Annotated in this window: 12 protein-coding genes and 1 tRNA gene; 11 read left to right on the top strand and 2 right to left on the bottom strand. The window is 42.8% G+C overall.

From position 1 onward, the window contains the following. The 8 genes from H0262_RS05410 to H0262_RS05375 all read left to right on the top strand — a co-directional run bounded on the left by H0262_RS05410 (position 1) and on the right by H0262_RS05375 (position 9295). On the top strand, positions 1–855 hold the full coding sequence (locus H0262_RS05410; RefSeq protein WP_181209975.1) for a LamG domain-containing protein: 855 nt from the start codon (positions 1–3) through the stop codon (positions 853–855). A 5-nt stretch (positions 856–860) separates the two neighbouring features. Next, positions 861–3182, top strand: coding sequence for a hypothetical protein (locus H0262_RS05405; protein ID WP_181209974.1), 2322 nt, complete (start codon positions 861–863; stop codon positions 3180–3182). Beyond that, on the top strand, positions 3182–3415 hold the full coding sequence (locus H0262_RS05400) for a hypothetical protein (protein ID WP_181209973.1): 234 nt from the start codon (positions 3182–3184) through the stop codon (positions 3413–3415). Before H0262_RS05405 ends, H0262_RS05400 begins: the two co-directional genes overlap by 1 nt. A gap of 66 nt (positions 3416–3481) precedes the next feature. Next, a complete protein-coding gene (locus H0262_RS05395; protein WP_181209972.1) occupies positions 3482–4063 on the top strand; it encodes a hypothetical protein in 582 nt (193 codons plus the stop codon). Between the two features lie 394 nt (positions 4064–4457). Continuing rightward, entirely contained in the window at positions 4458–7328 is a 2871-nt protein-coding gene (locus tag H0262_RS05390; RefSeq protein WP_181209971.1) for a tape measure protein, read from the top strand. An 80-nt stretch (positions 7329–7408) separates the two neighbouring features. Beyond that, positions 7409–7858, top strand: a complete 450-nt coding sequence (locus H0262_RS05385) for a hypothetical protein (RefSeq protein ID WP_181209970.1) — start codon at positions 7409–7411, stop codon at positions 7856–7858. Between the two features lie 292 nt (positions 7859–8150). After that, positions 8151–8645 (top strand): glycoside hydrolase family 108 protein, encoded by a 495-nt coding sequence (locus H0262_RS05380; protein ID WP_181209969.1) that lies wholly within the window; start codon positions 8151–8153, stop codon positions 8643–8645. Positions 8646–8674: 29 nt separating this feature from the next. Continuing rightward, positions 8675–9295, top strand: a complete 621-nt coding sequence (locus tag H0262_RS05375) for a DedA family protein (RefSeq protein ID WP_181209968.1) — start codon at positions 8675–8677, stop codon at positions 9293–9295. Between the two features lie 214 nt (positions 9296–9509). On the opposite strand, the gene H0262_RS05370 is transcribed toward H0262_RS05375, so the two are convergent. Both H0262_RS05370 and H0262_RS05365 read right to left on the bottom strand, forming a co-directional pair. Next, positions 9510–9596: transfer RNA gene (locus H0262_RS05370), tRNA-Leu, on the bottom strand. Between the two features lie 139 nt (positions 9597–9735). After that, the gene (locus H0262_RS05365; protein WP_011513866.1) at positions 9736–10509 is read right to left on the bottom strand and encodes a ferredoxin--NADP reductase; all 774 of its coding nucleotides are present in this window, start codon (positions 10507–10509) and stop codon (positions 9736–9738) included. Between the two features lie 398 nt (positions 10510–10907). Here H0262_RS05365 and tsaA point away from each other — a divergent pair, with 398 nt between their 5' ends. The 3 genes from tsaA to H0262_RS05350 all read left to right on the top strand — a co-directional run bounded on the left by tsaA (position 10908) and on the right by H0262_RS05350 (position 14540). Beyond that, complete coding sequence (gene tsaA, locus H0262_RS05360) at positions 10908–11750, top strand: tRNA (N6-threonylcarbamoyladenosine(37)-N6)-methyltransferase TrmO (protein ID WP_181209967.1); 843 nt, start codon at positions 10908–10910, stop codon at positions 11748–11750. A gap of 63 nt (positions 11751–11813) precedes the next feature. Further along, positions 11814–13601, top strand: a complete 1788-nt coding sequence (locus H0262_RS05355; RefSeq protein ID WP_181209966.1) for a GspE/PulE family protein — start codon at positions 11814–11816, stop codon at positions 13599–13601. Between the two features lie 150 nt (positions 13602–13751). Further along, the gene (locus H0262_RS05350) at positions 13752–14540 is read left to right on the top strand and encodes a TatD family hydrolase (protein ID WP_181209965.1); all 789 of its coding nucleotides are present in this window, start codon (positions 13752–13754) and stop codon (positions 14538–14540) included. The last annotated feature ends 48 nt before the right edge of the window (positions 14541–14588 follow it).

Raw genomic sequence — 14588 nt, 5'->3', positions numbered from 1 at the left:
ATGGCACAGATTAGCGGAAAGGCTAAGCGATTTAATGGTGAGCCTGTTGACTATGTTTTACTGTTTGATTGGGCGAGCGGCAACTGTATTGGCAAGGCGATACCAAACGCGCTTGGCGAGTGGGAATATAATCATACCTCAAACCTAAATTGCGGCATTACTTATGTCGCAGATGGCTGCGAACCAATAACGCATGGTGTTTATAGTTACAATGTCGTTATACCAACGGACACAATACTACATTACGACTTTAACGGCGATGTTTTAGATAAGTCGGCCAAAGGATTGGATGGCGTAAGGACTGGCAGCACAGCATTTGTCACTGGGCGTAAAGCTGGCACTCAAGCGATAGATTTTACTGATGGCTGCGTCAGAACCCCTAGTTTTCTACCTATCGGCACTAACAAGCTAACAGTAAGTTTTTGGATTAAAACCAGTCAAAGTGCGCTTGGGGTTATTTATGAGTCATCACCTGACTTTAACGGCGCTAATAACACCTTTGCCGCATTTACCAACGTCAATAAATCTGGCGAATTATACGCAACTCAATTAGGCTCTGGATATAACACAGTCATAAGTCCTTTAAGTATAAACGATGTATGGCAGCACGTAATTATTACAGTAGACCGAGATAAACTTGCATCAGAGGAGCAAAAGATATATATCAACAATCAGTTAGTATCTAGTTTTTCGACTACAGAAAATGCAGATAGCACAGGTGATTTTTCAAATCAAATTTTATATATTGGTCAGCGGGGTGCTACGTCTGCGGCGTTTGTAGGGGTTTTGCAAGATATGCGGTTTTACAATCGTGTGTTGATCGCTGATGAGAGAGCTGCCTTATTTAACGAGTGATAAACATGACTTATACACCGCCTGATTTATCGCTTGATGTCATCTTATCGCAACAGTTGGCGCTGACAACTGAGCCGATCGATGTGGTTCTTTGTGCGCCAAATGCTGAAAATGCACTTGTGACGATTGATAGCAGTATTACTGTCTATAGCGATATAGCTTTAGCTGTTGCAATACCAGATACAGCGTTACTGTCAATAGATACTACAGTAGTTGTTGATAGCAGCGTAGCTTTGAGTGTTATAGATTATACACCAGAGCGGTATGAGCCGCCGCCTCTCACTACGACAATAACGCTGCTAGAGCAATTAGCGTTACCACAGCCGCCGCTTGATGTTGTTTTATGCCGACCTAGTGGCGATGACAGCAAGCGCGTATTATTAAGTATTGATGCGGCGGTCATTGTTAGCGGTGAGCTGTCTTTATCTAGTGCTATTCCCGAAACTGAATACTTAACGATTGATAGTGTTGTCAGTGTCGAATCCGCAATATCGCTTGATATTGAGCGATTTGTGGTTGAAATTGGCATTGATTCAACTATCAGCGTAACGTCAGATATGGCCCTATCCTATGACCCTAACGTGTTTAGGGGCGCGATGTATAGCGTATCAAGTGACTTACAGCAATCAAGATTACAAGGTATAGATAAGCAAGGGCAGTTTGAGAGCAACAAAAAGTTAACGCAAGAAACTGATTTTGAGTTTCAGCAATCAAAACTGATTGGTACAGATAACCAGTCACAGTTTGAAGCTAATGTAAAACTGGTTGCTGATGCTCAACTACTTTTTGAAGATGCAACGCTTATCGGTGATAGCAGTGCTCATAAAAGCGAGTATAGTGAGCTAATAGGTCATCAAAAATCACTACTAAGTGAATCAGCTAGTCTTGTTGGTCATAGCAACTATTACAGCTTTGAGGCAATGCTTGCGCGTCAAACTGAGCGTAAGATTCAAGGTGAATACAGCTATCTTGATGCAATCATGCGCCGCAATAGCAGCGACTATGGCAAGCTTGCAGGGTATCGTTATTCGGTATTGATTGAAACGGCAAAGATACCGCCGTGGAGAACAAAGAAGACTGATTATAAACCGCCACCACTATCATTTACTATCATACTGCAAGAGCAATTATTAGCGCCGCCGTTACCGCTTGATGTGGTTTTATGCTCACCTAAAAACACCGCTAATGATGTACAGATAACAATCGATAGCAATCCGATTGCTGTTTATTCAAGCATTAAACTATCAACCAAAAAGCACGGCGAGCCGCCTAATACCGATTATAGTCAAGGAGTTATATTTGTGACAAACAGTGTGTCATTAGTGCGCTCAGATGATGGGCGTGATATTAAGCTACTAGGCTTTAGCGTGGGTATTGATAGCAATAGTTACGCATGGTCATTTAGTGCGACTGTACCACTGTCAGAGCTATCAAAAGTCGATACTGCGCGTGAGCAGCAGATAGGTGTTGAATTTACGTGTAACGGCAATCTATGGCGATTTATCTTAGACTCATGCGACGACAGCATCTCGTTCGGTGAAAGCTCACTGACTATCAAAGGTAAGTCACGCGCTATATTGCTTGCACATCCTTATGCAGTACAAAGAGGGTTTAAGTACGACACAGGTATGAGTGCAAGACAGATCGCCGAAGATGAATTAAATAGAAATGGCATCCCTTCAGGCTTTACACTTGATTGGCAATTAGTAGGGGTCAACGGTTGGAACGTACCAGCAAACACTTACAGCTATACAGGCAAAACACCTATCAATAGCTTGCAATGGATAGCAGAGGCAGCAGGTGGATTTATCAATGCTGATATGAGTGCTGATATATTGCACGTACTCGCACATTATCCAATACCAAGTTGGGAGTGGGCAGCGCAAACGCCTAGCATTAACTTGACGCAATCATTAATCACAAGTCGCAGCCGTGGACGTGTCAATAAGCCCGCTTATAATGGTGTGTTATTGTACGGTGAGCATGATACTAGCTTTGGCGGTCTAATTAAGCGCAGAGGCACAAGCGGAGGTTATCAGCCGCCAATGGTCACAAGCGACTTAATGACCGACCAATTAGCTGCTATTAGTCGTGGGAATATGATATTAAGCGACACAGGCGATATTGGTAACATCGGTATCTCAATGCCGCTAGTTGCTGATATTGGCGTGTTAAAACCATCTACCCTAATCGGTGTTAATGATGGAGAACAATGGGTTGGCATGGTTAGAGGCACGACTATCACTGGTCGTCTATCAAGCAATCGAGCATTAGAGATTGACCAGTCTATCGACGTTGAAAGGCACTTTGACAAGGAGGTCGTCTAATGGCTAGTGGCAACTTATGGCAGCTATTCAAAAACGTCACTGAGCAGGGCGCTAAGCAGTTAGCGACTGTCATTGATAGACAAGGCTCAAACTATACCGTCACCATGCAAGGTGGCGGTAATACGATTGTGCAATCAAATGCGGCTTACGAGCTGCAATCAAAAGTCTTTATTCGTGATGGGCAGATTGTAGCGCAAGCACCTAATTTAACTTATGTAGAGATTGATGTTTGATTGTATTGCTCAAACCGCACCAATCGGTTAAAGTTGAACAAATAAAACTTTATCGAGTATTTAGTAATGAAAAAACTGGTGGCGGTTTGCTTGGCATTAGCGCTAAGTAGTTGCGGTGAATTTGATAGTTTGCCGCCAAAGGTAGATAACGGTAATGGCGGGACAATTGGCGCAGGCAGTACCTTCCCTCAACAAGGCGATGGTAACTGGAAGTATGGTAGTGTAAATAATGAAAGTGGTGTTTTTTTATTATCCGCTAGAATAGATGCCACTAACACATATACTGTTCCGAAATATCCAAACCTTAAACAGCGATCATGGATTAATTTAGAAAAACAAAAAATGGCAGCGGGCACTGTATCTAAAAGATTTACCATCTTTGCGCCCGAGCAGGTTAAATGCACGCCTAGTTGCGACATAAAAATTAAGTTTAATAGCCAGATAGCAACCTATAGTTTTACGCAAAGAGTGGATGGTGTGTTAAATCCAGCAAATGACCAGTTATCAGCTGAATTATTTGATAAAACCACGCAATCTAATAACGCTACTATTTATCTACCTATACTAGGGTTGTCAGATGTTGTTGAATCAGAATTTAACCTTAAAGGTTATGATAAGACTAAAATGACGTTTGATACTGAGCGGTAAGCAATCTTTAAATCCTCCATGTTGGCTAGGCTCACTACCGAAAGTGACTCACGCTGGGTAATTGGCAGCACCTTATAGCGATTGTAAAGCGAGCAATAATATGGCTAAAGTTATTGAGCAAAGTTTGGTGTTTTGTCCAAACTGTCAAAAGAAAACAATGCACTACAAAGAAACTAAAAAATTAAGTTGGTTGATGTACTTAGTGTTGATAATTATCACAGGCTTTTTATGGCTTATATTCTTAGTGATTACTATGATTTGGCACATGTTTACCAAAAAGATAGGCGGTAAGCGTACTTGCTCGCAATGCGGTCTTGACCATTAAATAAGTAATTCCGATCTAAACAAACCCTCTTAATTGAGGGTTTTTTATTGCCTAAAATAAGAGACGACTATGGCTGACCTAGATTACCTCATTAATTTTGATTCAAACACCACAGGCATTGATAAATCAAAGTTTGCCATTAGCAAGTTAGGCGCTGCAATGGCGGCTTTGGGTGTCGGCTTTGGTGCTAAAGAGCTTGCAAATATCGCTGATGAATATAGCAACATGGCAGGGCGTATCAATATTGCCGTTGGTGAAACTGGCAATTTTGAAGGGGCGATGCAAGGCGTTAAGGATGTTGCATTAGCCACCAACTCAAATCTATTAGCGACCACTCAACTATTTACCAAAATCAATGATGCTGGTAAAGAATTGGGCATGACGCAAGAGCAGAGCCTTGATTTAACTAAGACCATTACTCAGGCTATTCAGTTAGGCGGCGGTGCGGCTGCATCAAACGAAGCGGCAATCATCCAACTCACGCAGAGCCTTTCGGCCGGCGTTCTCAGAGGGGACGAGTTCAATAGCATCATGGAGCAAGCGCCAGGTATCAGTAAGGCGCTCGCTGCATCATTAGGTGTTACCACTGGTGAATTGCGAGGCATGGCAGCAGAGGGCAAGCTATCCGCTAATACGGTCATATCTGCACTACAAGAACAATCTGCCGCTATTGAAGCTGATTATGAAAAACTACCATTAACTATCGGTAAGGCACTGCAAAAGATACAGACGCAATGGGCGATATTGATTGGTGAGTTTGACCAAGATAGCGGTGCGTCCAGTAAAGTTGCTGAGTGGCTAAGCGCACTTGGCGATAGCATGGGCATGCTCGATGAAGTCCTTGCTGATGTGGGCGAGGGTATTTCATGGGTAGGCGACCAGATAGATAATATCGACACTGGTACTATTGTTGCAATGAAACAGGCGTTTGAGGCTGCCTACACTACGCTGAAAAATTTGGTGTCAGCAGCAGGTGAAATGATCGGCGATATAGGCGATAACTTAGACTTTACGCTAGGCATGCTGTTTGATTTTAATAGCGGCTTGACTGACGCCGAATCAAACACTGCTGGATTTACCAAAGCTATTCAAGCGGTTAGTGTTGCGTTAGGGTTTATCAGCGACGGTTTTGCAGGGGTCACGATTGCCTCAAAGTTAATATCAGGCGCATTTTATGATATGGCGGCGGCATGGTATCAGCTTAAATCTAACTTTGTCACAGGATCATGGAAAGACGAAGCCATCGCGAACATGCAAGCTATGGGTGTTAAAGCACAGCAAATGTATAGCGAGGCGAGTGAGGCTGCGCTTGAATTTAAGTCAAAAGGGCTTGCAGCCATCGAGGATCTGAGCAAGACCGAGGCGCAAGTTAATGCTGAAACTCTAGCCAATTTAAAAGATACTTTTGACGATAAAACACAAGCCTATCAAGACTTTGTTTTAAATGAGCAGGATTATGCGGCGCAGCGAATAGCACTTGAACAGCAGGTCGAGGAAGCACGTAAGAACGGTTCAACAGCTCGCATTGCTGGACTGTTAAAACAAATAGATGAAGTTACAATAAAAGAGACTGAATCTGCCAAAAACCAAATAGCGCTTGAGCAGTCAAAGTTAGAGGCAGCGCAAGAATTTGCACAAAAAGCGGCTGATGCCAATGGCGGTGTATTAAGTAGTACGGCGCTACTTAAGTTAGCCACTCAAAATTATATAGCAACCGTTGACGAAGCAGGGCAAGTATCGGTTGAGGCGTTTGGCGGTATTAAGGGCGCTACAGACGAATCCAGTCGTTCACTAAAAGACTTTGCGTTAACAGCGGCTAAAGGCTTAGGGATTGATGTAAACGAGGCGCTTAATAAAGTATCGAGCGCTTTTGACCGTAATGCTGAGGCTGTAAAACGTGTTGCTGATGGTTATGGCGAGCTGACAGCTGAGGGTTTAAATGCTGGTGACTTGCTATCTGCAAGCCTTGCAAAACTACTTGAAGGCGCTAAAAGTCAGGCGGAGATTGACGAAGTTAGGCGATTATACGTCCAGTTTGGTCAAGACGGTAAACTGGCAACGCACCAAGTCGAGATGGGTATTGATGCCATTAATGGCAAGTTAGAAAAATCCCCTGCTTTGCTAGATGAAACAGCGAGAGCATTTAAAGAGCTGGGTATCATTAGTCAAGTGGAGGCTGATAAACAAGCCAAAGCTGCTATTGCTAACTATGAGTTAGTTAAAAAAAGCGGTCAGGCAAATGCTGGGCAGTTAAGCGAGGCGCTAGATGGTATTTATAGCAAGATTAAAACTAGCGGTGATTCAACTTTGCAGACTTGGTATAACAATCAAGACGCAGCACTTGGTTTTAGCGGATCACTAAATGCAGTTGAGCAGTCAGCTACTAGAGCAACGTCTGCTATCAGAGAAAACACAGCCGCCAGACAAGAGCAATCAACATCGACGTGGAACGCTAAGTTTGCTAATGATGCCAACACTAAGAGTGAAAGCTCTAGTTTAGCAGTCATGCAGCGAGCAACAGAAGTTATTAAAGGCAAGATTAGCGCCTTAAATCAGTTGAGTGGCACAGCAGAAACCACCGATGAATCATATCAAAAGCTCATGAGAAGCATGGGATTTGTCGATGGTTATAAATGGGCAAGCATGGCGGATTACGCTCGCGATATGAATCGTGTCCAAGCTGCTGTTGATAGACAGGCTGAGAGTTATTCGGCTAACAACATGAAGTATAGACGAAGTAAAGGCGACTCTAATAGCAACACAGTGCCGGACACTAGACAGCAAGCACCTACCAGTGCAAGCGCACCACCAAAAACCATAGTAGTAGAGCTAAGATCAAACACTGGCACAGTCAATGCAACCATACCGGAATCACAAGAAGCAATGTTTGATGCGTTCATTAAGCAGCTGCAAGAAAGCAAAGCATTAGCAGGTCAATAGCCACTCACTCGAGTGGTTTTTTATTATCTAAAATTTGAGGAAAGGCGTATGCAAATTAAACAAACAAAGGTGGGTGGACTATGCTCAAAACATTATGGGCGCTAACTTGGCGGTTATTTATCTTACTTAGTTATCCGCTATTAATCGCTATGCGTAACGCTAATGCAGCCGAAGCGCAAGCGGCAGATCAACCGGTCATCGTTACAGATTTTATCGAAAAGCTGGCGCAAACACACCAAACGTCATTGATTATCGGTGCTTGCATTGCGTGTTGGTGGCTTGGCTCTATTATTGGCGCTTTATATCCAACGCCTGATGATTTGAAAAGTGCTGAGATTAGACCGTGGTTAAGATTACTTATCTGCTTAACAGGCGGCTTTGCAGCATTTTTATGGGTGCTGCATGACGAAGGTGCTCTTAATCTATTAACGCCGCTATGGGTGGGCGGTGTCGCATTTGTTGCGCCGCACTTGATTCAGATCATACCCACTATCGTAAAAGCTCGCTTTGGGCTAGGGGGTAAAACATGATTATCTGGGCGGTTATCGGGATACTAATGGTCATAATCAACTTTGTATCAAACAAAGTGATTAACACTAACTGTCGCTATGTTTATAGCGGCACGATGGTTGTTATCGTTGGCTGCCTAGTCGGAATGTCAGGCAGACCAGTGATGGCAGCGTCAATTCTGTTTTTTGGTTGTGTGGTGACGGTATACGGTTCATTAATGCTAATAAAAAAACACTATCGACAGAATTGCAAAAACAATTGAAATACAGCCCCTGTTTGGGGCTTTTTTACGGCTATAAAAAGGTGAAATGTATGGGTATCTACGACATGATTTTTAATAGATTGATGGATCATGAGGGTGGTTACGTCAATCACCCAAACGATCCGGGTGGTGAGACAATGTACGGCGTCACTAAGCGAGTAGCGCAAGCGCACGGTTATTTTGGTGACATGCGCAAGCTACCAAAATCCCTTGCCAAAGAAATCACTGAAAAGTCATACTATAAAGCAGTAAAAGGCGATCAGTTAGACCGCTTGATTGCATGGCAACTGACTGACGCAGCCTACAATCATGGTAACAGACAAGCCGTTAAGTTTTTACAACGCGCAGTGGGTGCCAGCGCAGATGGTTTGATTGGACCTCGTACTTTATCTACAGTCGCAGCAATGGATAAAAATGATGTGGTGTTTTTATTTAATGCAGAGCGTATTGAGTTTTATACAGGTCTTCGCGGTTGGTTAAGCTTTGGGAAAGGGTGGGCACGGCGAGTTGCTGGTAACTTGCGATACGCAGCGTCCGATAACTAATCAATTATTAAGAGTGTAAGGTAAATTTAATGCATCAAATGAGTGAGTGGGTACTGGCAATAATGGCAAAGTTTGGCTACCTAGGTATTATTTTTGCTATGTTTGCCGAAAATGTTTTTCCGCCTATACCGTCTGAGCTTATTATGCCAGCGGCGGGTTTTGCAGCAGCAAGAGGCGATTTAAATATATTTTTAGTTATACTAACGGGTACGTTTGGCAGCGTTCTTGGTGCACTGCCTCTCTATTATTTGGGAGCTTTATTTAATAAAGAACGCCTAGTAATATTTACTGAAAAGTACGGTAAATACGCGTTTATTAAGTCTGAAGATGTTTTATCATCCAATGCTTGGTTCGATAAGCATGGAAAAAAAGCTGTCTTCTTTGGACGAATGGTGCCTGGTATTCGCTCACTGATCTCCATTCCTGCAGGGATGAATAAAATGTCGATTGTTTCTTTCTTAGTGTTAACAGCTTTAGGTTCTAGCATTTGGACGACAATATTGACTCTAGCAGGATTTTACTTGGGCAAAAACTACGAAGTTATTGAGACTATGTTAGCGCCTTATTCTAAAATTTTCTTACTGCTTGCCGCAATTATTATCATTAGTGTATTTATTAAACATCGATTGTCTAAGCAGCATACGCAATAGTAAATACGCTTGATTGACCATATCTAAAAAAGAGAGCCCTACCACTCGGTGGAGCTCTTTTTATTTGCCTAATTTTTGAAGTGCTGAGTATTGCTCGGTAGCAGATTTGGCTTAGTAGTTCGGAAGAGGATTACTATTTGATTACTTTTTTATAGAGAACAATAAATTGCAGGCAATAAAAAAGGCTTACAATCGCTGTAAGCCTTACTTTATATGGTACCGGTGGTCGGACTCGAACCGACACGCTTTTAAAGGCAACGGATTTTGAATCCGTCATGTCTACCAATTCCATCACACCGGCGTGTTAGGCGATAATGTTTATATACTGCAAACATTATCGAATTGGGCTACAGGGTTATCTCTGTATAGGCTGCGTATTATAGCAGCCTATTTTTGAGCGTCAAGAATTATTTATTGTATTTTGAATAAAAGTTTAGATTTTAACCAACGAAAGCGCGTTCAACCGCATAATCTGCCTGCACACCCATACGTGGTGAGACTGTTAGACCAAAATCATTCAAAATAGCTGAGACTTCAGCGTTAAATGGCATACTACCGCAGATTAGGACGCGATCATCTTCCTTGTTCATCGGAGGCAGTCCGATATCTTCAAAAAATTTGCCAGATTTCATCAAGTCGGTAATACGACCAGTGTTTCTAAATTCTTCGCGAGTGACCGTTGGGTAGTAGATGAATTTCTTACGGAAATCTTCACCAAAAATTTCATCATTCGGCAGCTCGTTTTCGAACATGTCACGATAAGCCAAGTCACTAATACCGCGCACACCATGCACTAATATGACCTTTTCGAAACGCTCGTAGACTTCAGGGTCACGTGCCAATGCTAAAAATGGGGCAACACCTGTACCGGTTGAGAGCATATAAAGGTTTTTACCCGGTAATAGATCATCTAATACCAAAGTGCCCGTTGGTTTTTTACTGACCAATAGCTCATCACCAACTTTGATATGTTGCAAACGCGACGTTAAAGGACCGTCTTGCACTTTAATGGAGAAAAACTCCAAATGCTCTTCATAGTTAGGACTGGCAATCGAGTAAGCGCGCAGCAACGGCTTGCCATCAACGACCAAACCAATCATCGCAAACTCGCCATTGCGAAAGCGCAAGCCGTCGTCGCGTGTGGTTTTGATGCTAAATAGTGCATCATTCCAATGATGAACCTCTGTAACCGTTTCGGTGCGAAGTTTTGACATAAATTCCTCGTTAGTAAGTGGTAATCTGTATCAATCTAAATAAATGCTGAATACCCATTTTTCATGATAAAGTCAAAATGGTGCAAAATTTTAATAGAAGATGAATGCTATCAATGCTAATGAAGCCATCACTCTGTTATTTTAACATTATTATTCGGCGTTATAAGGTGATGCGGCGCGCATGACCGCGATTTTTAAGCCATTAATGATGAATGCAAGCCATTCTCAATAAATTTCTCGCTCATCATAACAAACTTTAAAATAAAAATCCGTCAAGCGGCTTTGGTATAGCATGATAAAATGGAATATCGTTAGTGAGTTATTATCTATAATTAGTCACAGATGGCTTGTATAGCACTTATGTGGAACTATAAAACCCTGTTTTTTGGATTTGATTTATGTCTTGTCAGACTGCTTCTTCATTGAGTAATCATATAGCACCAATTATCGGCTACCATCGTGCGCCGCTTTCACAGAAGTTTGGCGCGCCAAGACAGCCAAATCTGGTTGCATTGACCAGCGTGATTGAGATGATTGCGCCTTATGATACGCCAGCTGCGTTTGTTGGTTTGGAAGATTTTAGCCATATCTGGGTCAGCTGGCAGTTTCATCACAACTATTTGTATAAAGATAAACAGGCTAATAAAGCGGATAGCAGCTTTCGTGCGCAAGTGCGACCGCCGCGTTTGGGCGGCAATCAAAAGATAGGCGTGTTTGCCAGTCGCAGTATGTATCGACCCTCAGCGCTTGGATTGTCTGTGGTTAAGCTTGAAGCTATTGAGATTGTAGAAGGACGGGTGCTACTTATCATTAGCGGTGCTGATATGATAGATGGTACGCCAATCATCGATATCAAGCCTTATGTGGCTTATAGTGATGCGTTACCTGATGCACAAAGCGGTTTTGCGCCCTCTGCGCCGCATTTGTTGGAGGTGACTGTCACTAAAGTTGCCTATGAGCAGTTTGTGCAAATTATAGACAAGCAACATATTCACAATGAAGCAGAAAAAATAGCTCACAATGAAAAAGCAACGGTAAAATCGGTCATTCATAAAATGCAAAAACAATTGCTTATGCCTGATCTTGATAATATTAAAGCGTTGATAGCACAAGACCCACGCCCTGCTTATCGCCAGAAAGAGGTTAATACTTCATTTATCATGCGCTATAAATCTATTGATGTGAGTTTTCAATTGATAGGTTCAGGTGAATTACAGATAACGGATATCGACACAATATAGTCTAATAGGTAAGATGAATATCGACATTGCGCAAATGCTTTAAACCATAAAAGAAGAAAAAATATGCCTGCTCAACAGTATTCGATAGTAATTGATTTGCGTTGGTGCCTTGATGAGTTGCTGTCAGATCGAGTGATAGACCAACGGGGTTATAATCTCGTCATTACCAGCCGCCGCAGTAAGGGTCAGCATCCGCTATTGACTATAAGTGAGTTTGGTCTGCCTAATAGTCATGCACTTGATAATAATACTGAAAATAAATTAACTTTGGCATGGCTCAATCAATGGTTGGCTGCCAAAGCAGATATGCCGCTGGTGCGTATTGACCCGTTAAAGGTCGATGTACCGGCGGTGACGCAGCTGATGTCGTTTGAGTATGCGCGCTCGCAGCATATTTTACCGATTGAAGTGACGCTTGATGAGGTGGTTATCGGTACTGATCAACCGTTTTATACCGATTGGCATAGCAATATTGAAAAGCTCATTAAGTCAAAAAGCTATCGTACAGTCTTTATTAATCCTGAACAAATCAATCGCTATCGGCAAGAATTTTACCAAGTCACGCAAGCGATTGCAGGGGCGAACTCACTACATAAACGTGCCGCATCTGATATCACTAATGTTGAAGCACTATTACAGCTAGGGGACAATACCAACCCCGATGCCAATGACCAACATATTGTCAAAGTCGTCGATTGGTTGTTGCAATATGCCTTTGAGCAGCGCGCCAGTGATATCCATTTAGAGCCACGTCGTGAGACGGGCAAGGTGCGTTTTCGCATTGATGGGGTGCTGCATAGTGTTTATGAGATGCCACTCGCTATTATAGTGGCGGTAACGGCACGTATTAAAATCTTGGGACGGCTCAATGTTGCAGAAAAACGCAAACCACAAGACGGGCGACTAAAAACACGTACACCAAAAGGCTTAGAGACGGAGCTGCGTTTATCCACGATGCCGACTGCCTTTGGTGAAAAGTTGGTTATGCGGGTATTTGACCCTGAGGTACTAGTACGCTCCTTTGCTCAGCTTGGTTTGTCAGGTAAGCAGCTGGAGACTTGGCACGAGCTGACAGCGCATCCAAATGGCATTATATTGGTTACCGGTCCGACGGGTTCGGGTAAAACGACCACTTTATATAGTACGCTCAAGCAGCTCGCCACTGAGCAAGTCAATGTCTGTACTATTGAAGATCCGATTGAAATGATTGAACCTGCCTTTAATCAAATGCAGGTCAATCCAGGGGTTGATTTACATTTCGCTGATGGTATTCGCTCTTTGATGCGCCAAGACCCTGATATTATTATGGTTGGTGAGATTCGTGATGCTGAAACGGCTAATATGGCAGTACAAGCGTCTTTGACAGGACATTTGGTGCTCTCAACCTTGCATACCAATGATGCACCAAGCTCAATTACTCGACTGCACGATTTGGGTATTCAGCCTTTTTTGACGTCAGCGACTATCTTGGGCATCATGGCACAACGTTTATTACGGACATTATGTCCACATTGTAAGCAAGCCGTGGACGTGACCTTAGATAGCGAGATTGCCATTCAATGGCAAGAATTAGTACAGCCGTGGCGCGCGTCCGTGCCAGCGCAGATTTATAAGGCACAGGGTTGCGAGCATTGCCGCCATACTGGTTATCAAGGTCGTATTGGTCTTTATGAGATTATGCCATTATCAAATGAGTTGAAAAAACTGGTCGCTGCTGATGCCAATCTGGATGTATTAAAGCAGCAAGCATACCGTGAAGGGGTACAGCCATTACGCCTATCGGGTGCGAAGCGTATTAGTGAAGGGGTAACGACCATGGAAGAGGTGATGCGCGTGGTACCTTTGCATTAGTAGAGAGCCGCTATATTAAAAGATGCCATTGCATTAAAAGTAAGTTTGTTAAGCAGTGCTTGAAAAGTGCCCGCTTCAAAACAATAAATACCATACAAATTGAAATTTTTATCCCAATAATTTTTAAAAATGACTATAACGAGATTGTTTATGTTTACCGATAGCCACTGCCATCTTAACCGTTTAGATTTGACCAAATACGATGGTCAATTGTCTGGCGCAATTGCCGCGATGAAAGAAGCCAATGTCACTCGCGCGATGGCAATTATGTGTGATTTTGCTGAATATGATGAGATTGCCAATATCGTCAAGATTTATGGCGATGAAATGCTCAATCTTGGCATGAGCGTTGGTATACATCCTTGTGAAGATATCAGCGTTTTACAATCTGCAACCGTTGAACGTTTGATAGAAACGGCTAGCGCTGACCATGTGTGGGCAATAGGGGAGACGGGACTTGATTATTACTGGTCGACAGAAAATAAAAAAGCGCAACAAGCCAGCCTTGCCCGTCATATTCATGCTAGCCAAAGCCTAAAAAAACCGCTTGTCATCCATATGCGTGATGCTAAAGAAGATACGATTGATATTCTAAAAGCAGAAGGTGCTGAGCATGGCATTATTCATTGTTTCACCGAAGATTGGGAAACCGCAAAACATGCCTTAGACTTAGGGTTTTACATCTCATTTTCAGGCATTGTCAGCTTTAAAAGCGCCCAAAATATCAAAGATGCGGCAAAAAATATGCCAAGAGACAGGATATTGATCGAAACAGATAGCCCTTATCTAGCGCCTGTCCCCAAACGTGGTCGCCCGAATGAACCAGCTTACGTGCCTTATGTCGCCAGTTGTATTGCAGAGATGTATGGCTGCAGTAGCGAAGAGGTCGGTACACTGACTGCAAAAAACTTTGAGAATTTACTAGCACAGTATCATTAAAATGGTTATGCTATGACCACTCAGTCATTTCTTGCAAGTGGCAGCTGT

This window comes from Psychrobacter sp. D2, assembly GCF_013608135.1.
Lineage (GTDB): Bacteria > Pseudomonadota > Gammaproteobacteria > Pseudomonadales > Moraxellaceae > Psychrobacter > Psychrobacter cryohalolentis.
This window is presented reverse-complemented; position numbering and strand designations above follow the sequence as displayed.